The 19150-nt window shown below is 37.3% G+C and carries 14 protein-coding genes, 1 pseudogene and 1 riboswitch; of the genes and pseudogenes, 3 read left to right on the forward strand and 12 right to left on the reverse strand.

Features of this window, described 5'->3' with window-relative positions:
* Positions 1-203 precede the first annotated feature (203 nt).
* The 9 genes and pseudogenes from ACIFPW_RS13485 to ACIFPW_RS13525 form a co-directional block, all read right to left on the reverse strand.
* Positions 204-677 (reverse strand): SMI1/KNR4 family protein, encoded by a 474-nt coding sequence (locus ACIFPW_RS13485; RefSeq protein WP_430244964.1) that lies wholly within the window; start codon positions 675-677, stop codon positions 204-206.
* A gap of 2 nt (positions 678-679) precedes the next feature.
* Positions 680-2284, reverse strand: coding sequence for an HNH/ENDO VII family nuclease (locus ACIFPW_RS13490; RefSeq protein ID WP_430244966.1), 1605 nt, complete (start codon positions 2282-2284; stop codon positions 680-682).
* Positions 2281-2595 carry a DUF5082 domain-containing protein gene (locus tag ACIFPW_RS13495; RefSeq protein WP_224884981.1) on the reverse strand — a complete coding sequence of 105 codons (315 nt, stop codon included), beginning with the start codon at positions 2593-2595 and terminating at the stop codon, positions 2281-2283. The genes ACIFPW_RS13490 and ACIFPW_RS13495 overlap by 4 nt, the downstream gene beginning before the upstream one ends.
* A 249-nt stretch (positions 2596-2844) precedes the next feature.
* Positions 2845-3366 carry a DUF6141 family protein gene (locus tag ACIFPW_RS13500; protein ID WP_430244969.1) on the reverse strand — a complete coding sequence of 174 codons (522 nt, stop codon included), beginning with the start codon at positions 3364-3366 and terminating at the stop codon, positions 2845-2847.
* Between the two features lie 126 nt (positions 3367-3492).
* Entirely contained in the window at positions 3493-4089 is a 597-nt protein-coding gene (locus ACIFPW_RS13505) for a flavin reductase family protein (RefSeq protein WP_430244971.1), read from the reverse strand.
* A gap of 24 nt (positions 4090-4113) precedes the next feature.
* Complete coding sequence (locus ACIFPW_RS13510; protein WP_430244973.1) at positions 4114-4770, reverse strand: hypothetical protein; 657 nt, start codon at positions 4768-4770, stop codon at positions 4114-4116.
* A 195-nt stretch (positions 4771-4965) separates the two neighbouring features.
* A pseudogene (locus ACIFPW_RS13515) lies at positions 4966-5861 on the reverse strand (DNA/RNA non-specific endonuclease).
* Positions 5862-6145: 284 nt separating this feature from the next.
* Positions 6146-6547, reverse strand: a complete 402-nt coding sequence (locus tag ACIFPW_RS13520; protein WP_430244975.1) for a hypothetical protein — start codon at positions 6545-6547, stop codon at positions 6146-6148.
* Between the two features lie 21 nt (positions 6548-6568).
* Positions 6569-6671: riboswitch (SAM riboswitch) on the reverse strand.
* Between the two features lie 97 nt (positions 6672-6768).
* Positions 6769-7092 (reverse strand): nucleoside triphosphate pyrophosphohydrolase, encoded by a 324-nt coding sequence (locus tag ACIFPW_RS13525; RefSeq protein ID WP_430244977.1) that lies wholly within the window; start codon positions 7090-7092, stop codon positions 6769-6771.
* A 364-nt stretch (positions 7093-7456) separates the two neighbouring features.
* On the opposite strand from ACIFPW_RS13525, the gene ACIFPW_RS13530 reads away from it, so the two are divergent.
* The 3 genes from ACIFPW_RS13530 to ACIFPW_RS13540 are packed head-to-tail and all read left to right on the forward strand — an operon-like array spanning position 7457 to position 10029.
* Positions 7457-7642 carry a DNA modification system-associated small protein gene (locus tag ACIFPW_RS13530; RefSeq protein ID WP_430244979.1) on the forward strand — a complete coding sequence of 62 codons (186 nt, stop codon included), beginning with the start codon at positions 7457-7459 and terminating at the stop codon, positions 7640-7642.
* Positions 7642-9651 (forward strand): DNA sulfur modification protein DndD, encoded by a 2010-nt coding sequence (gene dndD, locus ACIFPW_RS13535; RefSeq protein ID WP_430244982.1) that lies wholly within the window; start codon positions 7642-7644, stop codon positions 9649-9651. Before ACIFPW_RS13530 ends, dndD begins: the two co-directional genes overlap by 1 nt.
* A gap of 6 nt (positions 9652-9657) precedes the next feature.
* The gene (locus tag ACIFPW_RS13540; protein ID WP_430244984.1) at positions 9658-10029 is read left to right on the forward strand and encodes a hypothetical protein; all 372 of its coding nucleotides are present in this window, start codon (positions 9658-9660) and stop codon (positions 10027-10029) included.
* A 44-nt stretch (positions 10030-10073) separates the two neighbouring features.
* Here the strand turns inward: ACIFPW_RS13540 and dptH are convergent, their stop codons facing one another.
* Genes dptH through dptF form a run of 3 tightly spaced genes read right to left on the reverse strand, consistent with a single transcriptional unit; the run spans position 10074 to position 19060 of the window.
* The gene (gene dptH / locus ACIFPW_RS13545) at positions 10074-15407 is read right to left on the reverse strand and encodes a DNA phosphorothioation-dependent restriction protein DptH (protein ID WP_430244986.1); all 5334 of its coding nucleotides are present in this window, start codon (positions 15405-15407) and stop codon (positions 10074-10076) included.
* Complete coding sequence (dptG, locus tag ACIFPW_RS13550; protein WP_430244988.1) at positions 15388-16791, reverse strand: DNA phosphorothioation-dependent restriction protein DptG; 1404 nt, start codon at positions 16789-16791, stop codon at positions 15388-15390. The genes dptH and dptG overlap by 20 nt, the downstream gene beginning before the upstream one ends.
* A 1-nt stretch (position 16792) precedes the next feature.
* Positions 16793-19060: a DNA phosphorothioation-dependent restriction protein DptF gene (gene dptF / locus ACIFPW_RS13555; RefSeq protein WP_430244990.1), complete on the reverse strand. Its 2268-nt coding sequence runs from the start codon at positions 19058-19060 to the stop codon at positions 16793-16795.
* Between the last annotated feature and the right edge of the window lie 90 nt (positions 19061-19150).

Raw genomic sequence — 19150 nt, forward strand, 5'->3', positions numbered from 1 at the left:
TTTTTCACTGGTCTCGGACGGTTCTGGTGATTCCACTTCATAAATAAAAGAAGCATTCATTATTGGAATAATGAATGCTTCTTTTAACGTTTTTCGAAATATTGCATTATGAGAACCATCCCCGCGATGCTTAGATGCTCAATTTATTGCATCATGAGAACCGTTCCCACGAGGCTAAAGCGATAATTCTTAATGCAACATAATTACTCCATTTCTTCCATCACTAAATCAAGTAGAAAATCTCCAAAGTCGTTCGCAATTAACTCATAAATTTGATTCTCTATTTCTACACCCGTATCAAAAGAAACTATTTGTGGTTCTCCCGTATCATCCAGTTGATTAAAATCCAAACAGTATAGTTCACCGAATCCACTATCGTAAATAACTAAAAGGTGATTAGGAAGATATATATTCTTGCGTTCTGTTAATGTATACCATATTGCATCCGGAACCGCAGAATTTTCAAAATCTCGGTCAATTATTCCATAGATCTCTTGAGAACCAAAATTACCAGCTCCAAATGTTTTTAAAAAGTCAAGATATGCGCCGGTAAACTTAAAGCCTAACTCTTGCTCCGCTAACTGTATTAATTCATTTGAACGACCTCCAACAAAGTCGGCTGTATCCTCTTCATTTAAAATATATTTTTTTGCTTTATGATAATGATCAATACTCATCTTTATGATTCACTCCCAAATATATAGTCATTGTATCTATTTTTCCAATATTCACTTCGCCATTTGTTAAATTCTTTCCTATTAATACCAGAAGGGATTTTATTTGGATTGATATGAATTACGAGACTATTTTCTTTATGAAAGGTTGATGTAACCTCTGCTATAGAACTTTCATTTCGCTGAGTAGTGTGATGAAGATTTATTGATTTTCCATCAGGGCCAAGTGGAGCTAAACCTTTTTTCATCCTATCGAGATTTGTTCTTCCTCGCGCATCTTTTTTATTAGGATTAATAATATCGTCTCTTTGATAAACTTTTATATGATTAAATTCAATAGTCTTATCCCAATAATTATACCCACTGAATTTCCTACTAGTACCCTTCCCACCATAAACCCGATCAATCTCAGTCTTAATCCGAGAAACCGGATCATTCCACACATTATAAGGTGCGCCACTTTTAGAAACCGAAGTTCCCCCAGCACCCGCTCCAGCTAACGCCGGTTGAGCACTCTTCCCATCAACCTTAACACTCTTCGCGGCATCCGCAACATCGTCAATCGTTTTTGCGGTTGTTCCAATTTTGCCGAGACCTTTGTCTCCTATGGCTCCAATTCCTAATGATGTTAGACCGTAAGTAATGAATGCCGTTCGACTTTCGGCATCCCCGTTCACAAAGTCTCGATCCCAGGCTTCTTTAAATCCTTGCCACATGTATTTCGGTACATCCAACACCTTTTGAACGTTGCCTTTTGGATCACCAAAGATGTTCTTATAGAAGTTTATCGTTTCTAAGCTTTTAAATAGTAATTCAGGGAGATCTTCTTCATCGCGATATACAGCAAGGTTCGGTCCGAATGCTTTTTCACCTAATGCGTTAAGATCCTTAAATCCCTCAATCATATCTTCCACGGCATTCCCGCTTCCAACCTGCACACCTTTTACCACATCACCCAAAAAGCTCCGTGCCGTATTCCGCGCTTCATCAATCTTCTGCTGCGTCTCTCCCCACCAGCGATCCACATAGTTTGAGTACCTGACCACACTATGCGACACATCCTGGCGGACATCGTCTAGATAAGTCGTCGTTTTTGATAAAGGATCAAGCACGACACTTTCATACGTTTGCTTCATCCTACTCTGAATCACCTTTGGGTTTAAGGTATATTGCATATCTGGAAACACTTCTCCAAATGCACCACCGTATGAAGCCGTCAGTGGATTTTTTCCAAAAAGACGTTCGCTCCAGCTTAATGCTTCTCCCGTGATAGGATCATTATTCTGAAACAGCTTGTTTAAACCACTAAATTTTAATGCCATAAGACCAAACTTTGCCGAAAGCGAGTGATCTTCTTCCGTCATTTTTCTCTCAGTTAATTTCACTGCCGCCTGCAGGTCATGGAGCTTGTCTCGGTATTTGCGCATTTCATATTGCAACTCCGCTTGAAGGGCATCAATCTTACCGGTGTTCGCGCCCGTGATGTTCATTAGAAGAGATTGATAGTTCCATTTAAAATCGCTAATCGCTTCATCTGCTTTTCGCTCGGCATCCTGGATGCCGCTTGCTAGCTGGTCTAATTGTTCTGGTTTAATTGCTATTCTCGTCACTTCAAGCCCTCCGCTTTCTGAAGAAGTCGGTCGATTTCTTCGTTAATTGCAGAGGTCAGTTCCTCATGAACCGCATACACACTTTGAGAGGCTTGTTCGAGTTCTCCGATAAGCGATTCATATGCTTCACGTGCCTCACCAACCCAATTCGACGAATAAGTCGAATGATGGTGATCAAAAACTCGTTTACTATCATCGATATCAAATCTAGCTTCCCTTACCTTTCCTAGATACGCTTCCAACGCCTCGGCTTCTGCCCGATACTTCATACGCTCTAAATAACGTTTAAATTCTTCTAGTTCGTTTAGCACCGCAACCTCCTTTTCGACCAAACCTCGTTTCACAACAAATGAAGTCTATGTGTACGTCTAGTTAGGTATAGCCGCTGTATTGTCGAGCAGGAAATGCACGCTCTCATATCTTCCATTAATTTCTAAACTTAGAATACCCTCTCTTTCCCTCCTTTTCTATGTCTTTCGACGCATTCCACAAAAATAGTCCTTTTCTACCAAGAGAAAAGGACTATTCCTATGAACCTCTTATGCTGTTTACAAGCGTATCTACTTACTTTCGTTTCTACTCACCCGATCCATCACTTCCACCAAACGCTCCGGTTCCCGTGATCCAATCAAAACCTTCTCACCGTTCACTTCCATCAAAACGCCCTGCTTCCCGCTAATGGAATAAGCCTTCTCACCACTAAAATTCCATCGGATCCCCCATCCACCAAACCTTCGTAGTGGCCGGTAGTTCAAACTCTCATAATGCGTTATATCCTTATATAAGAAAACACGGGGTGTCAGATGAAATGGGACAAATCGCACATAAACCCCATCATCCCTCACCTCAGTAATGAGTCGCAGCCATCCGAGCATAACGATTGGAAAAGCAATTCCGAAAATAATCCATAACATGATCACTTCCATATCAGTACCTGGCTTACTCCCAAATGGAATGCCCATCACGACCTGACGGAAAAAGCCAATCCACATTAATATCGCGATGCCTATTACAATCGCCCAGATCCAGACCTGGTTTGGACGCTGGACTTCTTTGTAGTGGATTTCCTGGTTCAATATCATCAGCCCCTCCCTATCCCTATACTAAAAATGACACCCTGAGCGAACAGATACTCTTCCATCACGCTTTAAAGTATGCTACAGGGACTCAAGTTAGAAAGCAGGTTGATGAAAGTAACTTTGTTAACCTCATCTCGGCAACGTAAAAAACCCCTTACTCTCACTATAGTTCCCCGCAAGCCTGCCAAGAGGAGAAAGCTTTTCGAGATCGATTTTATAGTTTCCTAGATACACCTCATCCTGAATATGATAGTGCTTCATTTCCCCAAGAACAAGGGCATTCGATCCAAGCGGAATAATTTGATGGAGCTTGCATTCCATATGAATCGCCGCTTCTTTCACCCGCTTCGGTTGCACCGTCTTACTATCGATCGGTGTTAACCCAGCATGCTCAAATTCATCGACTTCCGCAGGTACGTTCTCTGCACTTTTTTGCATTTCGTTTCCAAGCGAACTCGACACCACATTGATGACAAATTCTTGTTGCGATCGGATATTTGCGAGCGTATCCTTATCCGTACCCTCACGCTCCCCCGTCCCTGGTCCGATGGAGATCGCGAGAATGGTAGGCCGGATGGAAGCAACGGTAAAGAAACTAAATGGTGCTAAGTTATGAACGCCGTCTTCAGACACGGTTGATACCCAGGCGATCGGTCTTGGAACAACGGAGCCGGTCAGTAGTTTGTAGATATCTTTGGTTTTTAAGTCGGAAGGGGTTACGTCCATTGGTTTCACTCCTCATGTGATGACTTATGCACTATTTTCACTAAGCTCTTTTTCCTTGAATTTAATACTCTTCAACCATTGGAGGAACTCATCTTCTTTACTATTATCCTTGCAGCTATTATTGGTTTCTAGACATTGAATGTAATAAGAAATAAGAATACCACCCGTATCTCTCGAGTTTTGTACGTACGCTAGATACCCATAGTTATCTTTTCTATTAAATTTCCCATAATGAAGATCAGCCGTATCGTTGTCTATTTGTTGAAAATCTACATCTTCAGCAATGCTACCTAAAAGAGATATATTCGTCTCTAGATTATCTTTTTTTAAATGGCTAATATACTCAGAAGTAATCCCAATATTATAAGATGAACTTTCAATGCCAATCGAAAGCTGTTCAAATCCCTCGTCTTTCGAATAACCCTTTTCACCGATTACTCCCGATTTCGGGAAATTCATTTCATAACGATTAATACCAGAAACAAATGAGTAATAACCATCCTCTACCTCTTCCGTTGATTTCAAAAAACTTCTCGTAAATTCATCCTGCATCGCTCTAGTATCAGGTAAATCTTCAGTAGACACTTTTTCGGGATTCGTGATTGGTTTGTCATTTCCTATTTGACAACCTCCTATAAAGAGAATCATACATAAGAAAACGAGCTTAACTATCGATTTCACAATAAAAACCTCCGATTCTGTTAAGTCTTAGAATCGTCGGGACGGTTCTATCGATTCCATCTCCAAAATTAAAGGAGCATCAATTATACTAATAATTAATGCTCCACTACCTTTTTTCGAAATATCGCATCATAAAAACCGTCCCGGCGAAGCGATATACCCTTTACGTATCACCTACTATATTTTTCTAGACTCTTATTCACCTACCATACCGTCATTATCATTATCACGCATATAAGGATATAACCAATGATCATCGTCACTTGTCCATTACCATTTGTATCAATACTAGAAATATCACCCTCTGTGTCTGAAGGCGTTGAATCGTCAGGCTCGCTCTCAGTTAATCCGAGTGATGCGTTGACTTCATCAGGGTTCACATTATCAAATGTATCAACGATCTCATTTCCGTTCAAAGTATACGTGTACTGATAACTTGAAGGTATCTGCTTTTCCGTATCCGAATAGGTGATAATGGCTTCGAAATCCGTAGCTTCACCTGCGCTACGGATCGCGTCTTCCATATAAGCTTGATCACCATGTCGGTTAAGTGTACTCTCTTGTGGGGTAATGTTATAAGCATTCGATACCCCTCCGAGAGAATCAGCAATAATATGTCCTTCGTCTAACACGTCACTTTCGACGCCCGGAACCTTTGCCTCATCAGAATAGTACCTGCCAGACGATAATACAGGTTCGTTACCATCATCTTGTAGAATGATTTCGTCAGCAACGACACGTACGAGTTGTCCGTATTCATTCGTAAATGCCCAATATTCACGGTCACCGTACCCAATATCAACGACGACGTTAGGTTCTCGATGTCCAGACAAATCTCCACCATCAACTTCAATAAGTTCGTATCCTGAGAACTGTTCATCTTCTGTTGGGTCTGGTGTTTCCTCTTCTACTGGCTCATCAACAACCGTAGTGTTCGATTCTCCTTTTTCACTATTTTCATTTGTTTCAACTGTACTTACTTCTTGTGTATTTGTTTCTGCATCTTTATTGGATGCCTTTTCTAAATTGGTACAACCAACTATAAAAATGATCGTTAAAAATAAGATGAAATAGTTCATTTTCGTTTTCATATTAGAACGCTCCTATAATAGGGAAATTTCGTAATGTTAAAAAAATCAAAAGAAAGAGTAAAAATGGAACCATAATTTCTTCTAACACTTTTATTATCCATTACTTTAATAGTTTAATTTTACCACATTAAATAACTTCAAAAGCATTCAGAAAAAATACACTATTCATTTCAAAAAATAGTTTTGCAGCTTATTCTTAAAAAGCTTCCAAGTCTAATCCCCAAACATCCACGATTTCGAATCATCAAAATGAATTGCCAAAATCCTCTTCTATCAACATTGGCTCACATCACACTCTCAATATAATCCCCATTTCCTCTCACAATCTGAAGCCCCTGCTTCTCTAATTCCAGCCACAAATATCGATCCAGCGCATAAGGTTCTTTTTGTTGAAGGGAAAGCAATGCTTTCTCGGTAAGCAACAGTTCATAAGAGCGGTTTTCCTTTTTAACAACGACCTCATAGTCAATCAACTTCATCACGATCACTTCATACGCCTCATCCCACTCCTTAAGTTGACGCTCAATGACTTCTGCAACGTGTAACAAAAAACTTTCCCCTTCATAACTTTTCGCCATGATGCTTCGTGCAAATCGATTGACGTTCACAAACTCATCCCCCTTATTCTCATAAACAAGGTATTCAACAATTGAACAAAAAAGGCCCTTCATCGCAAATGAATGCAACAAAGAGCCTCCGCTATCCGTGCGTTATCATTCAAAGCCATGCTTTGCAGGTTGGAGCACCTTACCGCCTGGCAGGTTGCTGTGAAGTCAGTGAGCCCTTACTCTCGTTCACTCCTGATAACCTTATTTAGTTGGTATTAGTTTACTTCTTCATTTGGAAACTGTCCATTTTGAATAAAAATCAGATAAAACTACCGCAGAGACTTTTCACTCATACCTATTTAATCCTCCACATCAATCAAATAAACCCGCTCATCAAACCCACCACGAATTTCTCTCTTCTCCCTACGGACTTCTTCCAATTCTTCAATGGAAGAATGATGCACCTCAACTAATGAATAGATCAACTCAAGCACATCCGCCAGTTCTTCAACCGCATGACTATCTTCCTGAGCTTCAAGATACTCCTGTAGTTCTTCTTTTAACTTTACCTGCAGCTCTTTTTTATACTCAGCCTCCTCAAGAATTTCGGTATGAAACTTGTTCCCGTTTGCACGAATGATCTCTGGAATCCGATCTCTCACTAGCTTGTTGTTGGTAGGCATTCCCTTCTCCCCTTTGAATTGTCAGTTAATTTAATAATAATATAAGACAATCTAAATTGGAAAGGAATTGCTGGATTAATCTACATTATAGATAGCAACTCATAGATCTGCTTAAATACAATAGCTGGATTTTGAGGTCTGCTTTTGTTTTTGATGAGTTTTTCTATTTCACTATGTACTACATGAATATTACGATGGCGTTTGACAGAACCCGGACAATAATAAAATATAGTATTTCATTGTATTCCCATTGCTTAGGTCTATAGATGGCACTTCTTACAAATACTGTATCCACCTTGGCTCTAGCTCCTATTTTATAGTAAAATGTTTTATAGATATACTTCTATATTAAGGGGTCTAAAGTATGAACATTAAAGAGAAAGAATTAGAAATACTAAATGAACTATGTAAAGAGAATGATTTAAACACGAAAGGTGTTTATCAAATTATTAGACAAGCTGAAAAAATATCCTATGAAAATGTTTCTGATCGAGCTCGTCGAAAAGAATATAGTGATTTAATAGACTTTCATTTAAGAAGGGATAGCTAATGCTTTTAAAGAAGCTCGTTTTTGATAACTATAAAACCTACTATGGTCATCAGGATGTGGATCTTTACATCCCCCCTGAGGAACGTGAAAAAGGCAAAAACATTATCTTATTAGGTGGTTTGAACGGGGCTGGTAAAACCACTATTCTAAAAGCAATTTTGTATGTCTTATTTGGTAAAAGAGGAATATCTGAGAGCGAACATAAGAGATTGTTCTCAAACGTCATTAACAATACCTTCTTCGAAGAGGGCGGGCGATCTTGCTCTGTTACATTGGTGTTGGAAACCGAACAAAAAGAGGAATGGGAATTAAAAGTAAGATGGGGCTTTGACTATTTGAAACGACTGACTCACGAAGAGCGCTCGATCCTCGTTAGAAGACCTGGTATAAGGCAGGGTAAGAAGGTACAAATAGATAACATTGAAGTATATAACCGATTTATCGATAAAATTATTCCTTATCATTCAGCTCCATTCTTCATCTTTGACGGTGAAGAAATTAAAGATATTATCTTAAGACAAAACAGCAGCGAAATGACTGAAGCAATTCATAAAATCACTGGTATGCAGGCCTACAACCAGTTATTAGATGATTTAGATAAGATGATTCGAAGTCTTGAACAGGATTTATCAAGATCAGTAAGTAAATCAAAGCTTTCAAACATTAATAACGAACTTGAGAAAGTTGAAGATGAAATTCAGACTTTACGAGAAAAGAAAGAAACAAGAAGTAAGGAACTGGATGAGCTAAAGAGCGAGATTGAAACAGTGAAGAATCAACGTAACGATAAACTGAAAAACAATTCTAGATCAAGAGAAGAGTTGATCAAACGCCAATCATCAATAGATGCTAAGTTACAAAACATGAAAACTGAGTTTCGTAACCTCTTCTTGAATGAAGGCGTCAATACAATCCTCAACTCGAAAATTAACACATTAAAAAAACAGTTAAGAAATGAACAAGCGTTAAAAAACAAGCGAGTAATCGCTAATGCTTCCCTTACACCTTACCATGACTTTATGAACAAGTTATTGAGTGAAACCATTACTCCTCCTCTAAATGAACAGCAATTAAACCAAATAAAAGAAATTGGTGAAGGCATCTGGATGAAGGATAATGACATAAAAGAATTCAATCAAGAAGCAAAAGAACTTCATGACCTATCTACTAATACGTTTAACTACCTTACTAACCTTCAATCGAATGGTTCGGAAAAATATTCATCAAAGCAAACAGAAATTGATCGATTAACAAATCAATTGGAAAGCTTGGAAACGGAGCTTAGAAACGCTCCAGAGTCAGTGGATATTTCAAATGAAAACAAACAAATTGACGATTTAACCAAAGTACTCGGGGAAAAAGAAGTTCGATTTAAATCTACCAGAAGGAAGTTAAAGAAAGCTACTGAATCAAGAACTGCATTAACGAGTCAGCTTACAAGGCTTAATGATCAAGGTAGTGATTATGAGGATGTAGTGAATCAGCTCGAGACAGTTAAGAAATTATATAATGTTGTCAGTGGTTATATCGAGAAAATGACAGAGCTAAAAGCAAATTATATTAAAGAAGAATTCAGCAATATGCTAACAAAACTCTTCCGAAAGAAATACGAATTTGGAAAAATTGAATTCGATATTCGCTCTTATACTGTTAAACTATACAGTGATCAAATGCAGGAAATCAGTATTCAGGATCGCTCCGCAGGGGAAATGCAAATGATCTCTTCTGCACTAATCTGGGCATTAACAAAAGCATCTGATTTGTCTCTTCCAATGGTAATTGATACACCACTTGGTCGATTGGATAGTTTCCATCGAAACCATTTGATCAACCATTACTACAAAGAGTTAAGTGAACAAGTCATCATCTTATCAACAGACACAGAGATAACAAAAGACTATGTCGACTTCATGAAAGAGCATTCTCACAAACAATATATGCTAGATTATGACGAGGATAAAAAGTACACGGTCATTCGAAAAGGGTACTTTGACTTAATAAAGGTGTGAATATAATTGGGTAACAAAAAACTGAGCTTATCTGGAACTGGGAAAGAAATTCTCGATCAACTTTGTGATCAAATTGATATTGACCGTCCACTTGGAATCAACTTAGCTATTGCAAAAGGAATATCTAAAGCTAATGGACCTGTTTCCAAAGACTTTAAAGACAACAAACCAAAATGGACAATCCCTGAAAACGTCATTAAAGGGAACCAATTCCTCTTATACAAGCATCTAATTATCCAGGAACTTTCTAAATCGTTAGATGACGGCGCAATTCAAGAATACTTATTACTTTTCATTGAATCTGGATTGAGAATCATTAAAGCTGAAATTGATGACCTAACCTCAATGGAAGATTATCAATTAACCATACTAAATTAAAAAAGTGTCTCATTAGTTGTAGAAACTAATGAGACACTTTTATTTTACATTCGATCTTGTAATGGAATAATATCAACTACAGTAACGACTGGCTTAGACAACTCGCCACCATTTGTTTGTATTGGACCATGTACAATACATTGTCCTTTTTTAAGCTCAGATAATTTCTTCTCCCACTGTTTCTTTTCATGCTGATCGTTTGAAAGACTAGTAGCAATACTCGAGATTTCTTGTTCAGGAGGTGAAAAATAAACCTTCTCCCCCGAATTCTGAAGTCTAGCTAATTCGTCTGTATCAAGTTGGGATTTCAAGAACTGTGTCGCATACCATGCAGACCAACCAAATTTCCTGCCTTCAGTTAGGATTCTAGCAGAAGGAGATTTCTCAGTATGGTCAAGGTTCTGGGCTTCATCCATAATAACTGGAAGTGGATTATTCTTACTGCCAAATCGAACAGTATAGTTCCACAGATCCCAAAGAATAAATTCAGTAATCATGAGCTGAACATCTCTTGGATATCCAGTGAGTTGAATTACGTACACTTCACCGTTATCATTTAATACATCTTTCCAGTCTAACGAATTCTCATGAGTAAATGGATTGCGATCAATTAATGGGCGGATCTGGGACAATGTTGTTTTAGCATAATTGGTACCTGCCTCTTCCAACATATCTCTCAAATGAAGTAAGCTCATATCTTCACCAAACTGCTCTAACCCATTCAATGTTGCCTCATAAAGAGAATTCAATTGTTGGATTCCTAAACTACTATAAACCGATGAGAACACACTCTTAATTCGTTCTGCAATATCTGTGTTTGATTCAGGAATTTTAATTCCACCAATGTCTCTTTCATTTTTCTTGAAAGGATTAATAGGAAACTTATCATTATAAACAATTTTTTGCTTAAGTTTATCTCCTAAATAATCGACAAACTCAGGCTCTAGCTGGTTTGGTAAGAACCCTTCCGTGTAATCAATGACTACACTAGATAGTCCTAGCTTCGATTTCTCAAGTAATAAACACTGCATAAAATAAGTCTTACCCTGACCAGACTTACCAGATATCAATAAATGTCGGTTTGCCAACCCTTTATTTCCATACTCCCAGTAGATTTCTCTATTGGAATTTTCAGCTTTACCTAGTAATATTCTTGATTTCTCAATATCAAACAACGGTGACGTAACATCAGGTGAGTTAACTTCTGTTACTTCCTCTGGCTCAACTACAACCTCTTCTTCAACATTAGTTACTTCTTTCTCTTTTTCAACCGGATGATCCTCAATATCTGAAGGTCCTTCGTCGTCCACGTCTTTAACCGCTTCTTCTTCATCAAAAGAAGGCGCTTGAGGTTGAGAGCGTTCTTGCTTTTTCTCTGAAGGTGTTGAATCACTGGGATTGCCATAAGTCTCTACTAATTCTGTATTCATTCCAGCATAAACCTTTTCTAATAGCTTTTCTTCATTCATGCTTATCTCTACTTGAGCAGGATTGTACTGGTAAGATAATAGATTTTCTCGTACAAAATCATTTTCTTTATTTTGTACCCAATCATGCATCTGATTAATGGACTGCACTAACCCTTGATAACCATCAAATTCTGTTAGACCCACATACGTAATGCCTTCGTCAATAGCTGAGCTTCGATAGTAAGCATCACGCTGGAAGGATAGAATAGCTCCCTCTCCGATGACCTCATCAATTTCGTTTGATATCCTATACTCGTCTTTTAATAGCTTCTCAATGATTTCATCAGATAATTCATAACCCTTTTCATTCCAGATGTCATTTGCACCAAGCTTCTTAACATTTGATAAGAAAAGTTGAACAAAGAAATTGCGATAGAATTTCTTGTTAAACTGAGATCCTTCTGATTCAATTAATGCATCATTTAGAAGAGATTTCGTTTTCCTTACCTGTTCCTTCGCTTTCGTTACAACATCATTTTTATTTGCTCCAATTTTCACTTCTACTGGGTAAAAATGAAGCTTAAGATTAGTTGGATCTGCAGTATTTAAACCAATTAACAACAAATCATCACTATGACTACCTTGCACGCCTAGATTCTTAGCTGTGAAGACACCACCAGATTTACTCAACCCTGCTGCTCCTGCAACCCTAAGAATTTCTTCCAAGGAAATTGGTACCCATAGGATATCACGATGGTCAAAGTATGATAGTGAGAACTTAATAGCAGAAATAATACTCAATTTCTCTCTAGAATAGCGTCCCTTACTACCGATAATTCTTAACAGCCATTCTCCGTTGAAAGTATTAAATGCTTTGATCGTATTTCTTACATTCTCATCAGAGCCTTCTACTTGCTTATCATTTAGAAACTCTTTAACAACCGCAAAATACTGATCTGACTTGTCAGTTACAGTAATAGCATCATAACGACTTGAAGATGAATATTGATCGCTATAATGAATCACAACAAGATCATCATCGTGTTCATTGAAGAAATCTAAGTCTACACTAGGATCGACAAACGTTACCCAGTGTGAAGAACCAAAGATTTGTGAAAGAGTCTCTTCATCAATGGTAGAAGTTCTAGAAAGAATTGCTTCTCCTTTATGATAAGAATCATTACCACCGTTCTTTAAATTGGCACTTAATTCATTCAACAGATAAGCGGTTTGTGTTAATATATTACCTTGATCGATAGAATAACCCTTCACTCCAAAACCATTTCGGTAGTTCTCATTTCCCTTCATCGATGGGACTGAGGAATAAAGTCCATTAAGGTTTATTCCAGAAACCATATCTTTCATTGGCTGGAGTGCGTAAGTTTCTTGAGCTTGCATCTTATAGAATGAAATATGTGCATAATTGTATTCATCTACACCGAATTCTCGCTTGAAATACTTAATCTTTTCTCGAATCAGATGTAACAAATCTTTAGGCTCGTAATTCTTTGAGGTGAACTTTAAATCAAGTGCTGTTTCAAGCTCTTCAATAAACTCTGTTCTAGAAAACACATCAAACGCGCTTGTAGCGTCGCTTTTGTAGACAGTTACCTCAATAGGCTTAACTCGATCCAATTCTTTTGAGTTAATCTGCTTGATGAGACGCTGAATAATCCCTCTCAGAATTTCTTTGTCGTTATTAACGTTAATAAGATTAATCAACAATGGCGCACTTGAACTTCCCATAAACAAGTAAGAAAAGTGCTCTTCAAATTGAGTTAATTTATCCTCGACTACTTTTGCCACATAATGATTTCCATCAGATACAGATACTTGACTAACAGGCTTATAAACTAACCACTCAAGTGCAGCATTTTGTTGATCTGGCTTATAGAGATCATCATGATTTCTATAAATGTAAGGCACTAATCCTAGAGGTTTCAACCTTGATAGAATGCTATTATCGATTTCCTCATTTGAAAGAGAGTCCTTTAACTGAAGCCGAAAAGCCACCATTAATGGATGGTAAGGTGTGAAATATAATTCATGCTTAGATGAAATGGTTCCGAGACTGAACAAGTCTCTCCCTTTTTTACCCGCTTCAACGCCAGTCTTAAATGATTGTACTTCACTTAAATAAGCATCAACATAAGCTCTTGCTCTTTCTTCTAAGTCAGGACTCATGTAGCTGAGTGTTGGGATGTTATGCTTTATATTAAAGTAGTTGAGGTAACGACTATAGGCTTCACGTAACTCATCACCAAGATCAATATCAATAGGTTGTAAGGTATCACCCTCTAATTTAGCAGCACGGTATCCATTTTCTTTCCAATTTTCTTCCCATTTAATAAACTCCTTATATTCTGAATGAACATAGAAGTCTCTATTTCCAAGAACAAGACGGTTGGACTTTAGTTCGAAGTCGATTTGACTTTCTCTTTTCAACTTCCAAATCCTTGATCCAGTAATTGGCATAGATTCTGGAAGTTCGTTTTTCAACGATAAAGGAAGTACAAATCCAATCTCTGTAAAATGCAATTTAAGAGCAAGCTTATTATTGTCATTGAAAGCCTCTGCTTGTGGAAGCAAAGTTAATTGCTCATCATTCTTAATTTCGAGAATTTGATGATCTTCAATTACCTCTTCTTCCCTACTAATCCCCTGACCAACGATTACAGAAGAACCTTCATATTGTATTTCCAAATCTCCTGATGATACATTGACTAGATAACTAGTCTTAAATGATTCAAGTAAATATGGATTGACTGGTAATACAATAATTAAAAACTCCGCACCAAGAGTCGCCTTCTGGTCATGTTTATAAGCAAACTTTGTAAATGTTGGTTTATTTGATTCAGGTGTTATTTTGACATTCATGTTTGATCTGGCAACATTAATGTCAGTAGTGGTGGTATAAGCTTTTTGCAAATTAGCGAAATCTTTACTTAAGCTTGTAATTTTACCTGTTAGAGAAAACGAAATTTGCAGGTTAATTTCATCGAGTTGCTGTTCATTAAATAAAATGATGTGTCTCTTCCGTTTACCAGCAGCAGTTTCACGTTGAGGTCGGTCCCAGATCTCCACACCCTTATCTACTGTTATCCCCTTGAATTCAACTTTCGCGTCCTTAACTGTTTCAAGGTATTTCAAATGATCTTTTTTAATATCTGAATAGGGTTTATCTTCCCAATCTTCCTGGTATAGCCTATTTGCAAATTCAGAAGTGAATTTCTTCTCGAGCTCATCTTTGTCTAATCCAAAGTCATGAACTTTTCTAACAAAATCAAACAGCTCTCGGTTTTCTTCTAATCTATTTTCGAGTTGTTTACCTGTAAATGTTGCCAGGTCTGGATCTTTAAAAAGTGCAAACTCTTTGTAATCCTTATCTTCCATATAGCCTTTACCCAAAATCGTGAAGATCTCTTGAAAATCAAAGAATGAGATTTGTTGGAATGATTGTTCTTCGATCAAACTTTCCATATTATCTAGCAAGATAATCTGATCGACTTTTTCCAAACTACTATGCTCGATATCAGATTTCAGCGTTTTATATAATGAAACTGGATGTAAAGGCATCCCTTCCTTAAGCAAGTCGCTGCTTCCACCTTGAATGGAATCGAGCTGTTCCGACACAATGCTAAGTAGAGCTGTGTTCTTCCATACTCCTTGTTGCTCCCCTACCTGGTTTCGAAGTGTAACGAGGAAATCAGGTTTGATATTTCCATGGGTGTGAGCAACAACCACTCGAATATTTTCTATTTCAATGCAAAACGTTTCATAAGGGTCTCCAAACTCATGCTTATATACAAACTTTTGCACATTTTGCTTTTGCTGAAGGGAGTTTACTAGGTTCTTAATCTCTTCATCTTGATCAAGCTGCAAGTAGAAGCGTTCTCCTGCAGATAACGAGCTTGAGCTAAAATGTTGAAGGATTTGGTCAGCTATATAATTATAAAATTGGTTTGACATACTGAGCATCACCACTATCACTTTTTTTGTCTAAAATATTTAACGAATCAAACAACGCAATCACTTCTTTCTTCGAATACCGATCGAACATGACTCCCCTTTTTGCAAACTCTTCAAAGAGTTGGTTAAGAGGGATCCGATTGTCTTTTACAGAAACTGCAGTAAGCAATAAAAGCATCTCATGGGTAATGTTTAGCACATGACCGAGACTTCCTCGAGATTTAATGAATCGTCCACTACCTAAGTCTTCAATGTTCTTACCAAATTTCTCACAAACTGTAGTACTCATTCCGTATTTCAAGCAATCAAACATTGCAGGGAACGCCTCTGAGAGAGTTTGAGGTTCTGGCGCATTCTTCATTTGTTGCCATTCTGAATAGTTTGCAATCCATTTCTTTATATCTGTCAGAAGAACTTCTTCCTGTCCTTCTTGAAAAACCAAATCAAATAGTTCTTTATAATTCATCAAAGACTTCTTATTATTAGTTAGAGATGTATTTAAATGGTTGTGACTTAAATGAGACAGGGTGTGAATATGAACAAATAGGTTACTAGACTTTTCTTTAATGAATTTGAACCCTTCAAGCTCATCTGCTGGTTTTCGTCTCTTACTAACAGACTCCCAATCTAAAGCATAATATAACAGTGATGGCTCGCTATAATCAGCATTCTCAAACCGTTCAAGCTTCAGAATAAGCTGACATACATACGTCATCGTATAGAAATGAGTTAACAGCTCAAATGATTGAAGAAAGTATTCTTGATGTTGACTCAGGTAAAGCAAGTCCTCTTGATACAAATTCGTAATAGAAGGAAGCATAGACTGATAGTTCTGTTCTTTTGGCTTGCTGTCTTTTAATGATTCAATGTTTTGAAGGATTAGCTCAGTTAAGATGTCATGATGATCTTTCTGATTAAAAGTTTCTTTAAGTGCAGAGCTATCACCAGCAAATGCATCCTTAAGAAACTGTGCATACTTATTGAACTCATTGTCATGCTTTTCTGGGACTGGTACATAATTAAAGAGATAAGGGTGAATTGGTTTGATATCATGATCTTCATTAAAGAGAAAGCTCTCAATGAAACGCTCTAGGTCATTTCTTGAATTCCCATCATCAAAGGATACTTGTTTTAAGATTTGATTGACTAATTCATTGTCACTTTCATAAAGTTCTTCATCTACAGATTTACTTCTCTTCCCCTTTGCAAGTTCAACCTCACATACGCGTCGAATGTACTCACCTAGCACACCATTAAAGTTTTCTTTGATCGCTTTCGTTCTCTTCGTTAGAAACGGAAGAACATCAATTGCTTCTCCAACCGTATGTTTATTTTTTTTTGTTAATAATTCATCCAAGTAACCAACATCTAATATCTCTTCCATCTTAAGACTCCTTTTCAAAAACAAAATCACCAAAATCGTCACGCTTTAATTTATAAGACCGTTCATCAGCTGGGAATTGAACCAAAAGCTCGTCCTTTTTCTTTCCATAGCCCATGATTCTGTCCATAAATTCAACGAATTTAATCGCATCTTCTTTGTCCTTTTTATTTGGACAATAACCTTGCTGTACTTTTGTTAGTAAGTTATATAGTGGATAGTCGATTTCTAAATCAACTTGATTGTCCCCATTACCATCGTGATAGCGCAAATGAATAGTGGCCTTAAACGATTCTAGTACATTTTGGTGATTAAAATTCAGATGCTTATACGTAGGTTTAAAGTTCAATAACTGGGCAATTCTGAACTTCTCAGCAGGATTGTTAATATAGATGTACTCTTTCTTCGGAGTGCCATTCCATTTGAAAATGGACTGCTTCATCTCTTCGTAGAAGTCTCTAATCTTGCTTTTTTCACCAGCATTAAATGCGTACAAATACTTTACGTAGTTCAAGTAGTTCTCTTCAATGACTTGTTTTGAAAAGTCCTCGTTTGTTAGATAAGCTAAGCGGATGACCACCTCTACAAGCTGGCTAAATGAATGACCTGTGACACTGTCATCTTGCTTGAAAGGTTCTAACCATTTCTTTGCTTCATCAGATTGAATATAGCGGTCAAATACTTTGGCATAGTCGGTATACGTATTTAAGTTAATAATTAGCTGATCAATATGGTAGGAGCGTTGGTGAATTGGATCCTTTTCTCCCATTGCCTTTAAGATAGGAGAACGTTCCATTCGATTAAATAACAAATTTGTTGTATTCAACTCTAATCGCTGAAATTCAGTAAGAGAGTAATAGGACGAAAGTGTATCAGGAATTAAGATATCTGCTATGAAATTTAAAAATGCACGTGCAGAAATCACCATTTTATCTCGAATCAATGTTTGTATGATTAAATCAACAACCTGCTTTTGTACAAATGGTTTTCTCATAAATTCAAAATTCTCGTGAAGCATGGTATGAATTCCATTGTTCTGATCTTCTTTAAGAGCCAGATGGAATGGATTATCGTTGCTATCTTTAAAGATATTATTTAAGATCGATAAGAAAAACTGAGACTGAGGTCCTTCATTCGTAATCTCAAACGGGTGATAATCTCCAAAGCTTAGTAAATCAAATGCTTCCTCACTATAATGTGTTGTTACATTCTGAGAAAACAAATCACTATTATCAACAAACTTACTTAGTTCATGATACGTTTGGTCGCCATGATCAGCTGTAATGAAATTATGCAAAACCCCCATATTAATCGCTAGAATGACGCGCTTGTTACTACTTTCAACTCGCTGATCTGAGAAATCCTTCAGTACTTCAGCTAGCGTTTCCATCGCATCCTTATCTGGAGAGAAGCTTTCAGTCGCATCATTATGAATCTCATAATCAGAGATGAGCTCTGGTTTATGTTTCTTCAAATAAGCTAATAGATGGGATTTACCATCTCCTACACTTCCGCAAAGTAGAATCAGTTTTCCTGAATCATCCTGTTTGTTCTTTTCGAGAATGTACTCGAGGTCCTTCTGAATCTTTCGGTCCACGTGCATGTATTTTTTGAAATGGCTAAAAGCGTTTGCATTCTCGATAGCTTCCTGAGCAGAATCACTTAATCTTCTTAGTTCTCTTAACAGATAACTTTTATTTTTAGGCAAATCTTTAACGAGAATTTCTTCTCCCTCTGGATTTACTTCTTTCGGATCAGGTGTGGTACGTTCTCCTCTTTCTTCCAACATCTTAATTAATTGTTTTTGAATAAGTTCATCGATTTGTTCTTGTGAACTAATTTCACTCTTAGTAGGTTTGGGCTGTTCGTAAGGAGGTATATCAACTCTTTCTTGGGAGTATAGCTCATAAAACCATAGGGCCACTTTGTACATTACCTTATGTAATCCAATCGCTTGAGATAAATCTGCAAAGTCTCCAGTATGAGCAGCTTTGTTCCCATTGATCCTAATCGTATCAAACAACTTCTGTGTGTCCCTCTTTATAATTCCCTCTTTTGATAAATAGGAAATCTTCTCGTAAAGTGAAGAAACGTAAGGCGCCTCAATACTCTCCATTTTAAAAACTTCATCTAATACTTTCTCGAGAAATAATCGTGATTTAACAATTGCACTCGCTGAGTCTTCAAATAATAACTCTTCCATTTTCTTCGCATTTAGAGCCGCTAGGGGACTTAAATGTTCTATAAAACTTAAAAAGCTTCCTTTTTCCATAATTATCAACCTCTTATAAACGTATTCTTACCATTATTCTACCATATAAATACACCTCTACTAAACTGGCAGAAAATTGAAAGTAGCGAA

It is taken from the genome of Pseudalkalibacillus sp. NRS-1564 (assembly GCF_050467905.1).
Lineage (GTDB): Bacteria > Bacillota > Bacilli > Bacillales > Guptibacillaceae > Guptibacillus > Guptibacillus hwajinpoensis_B.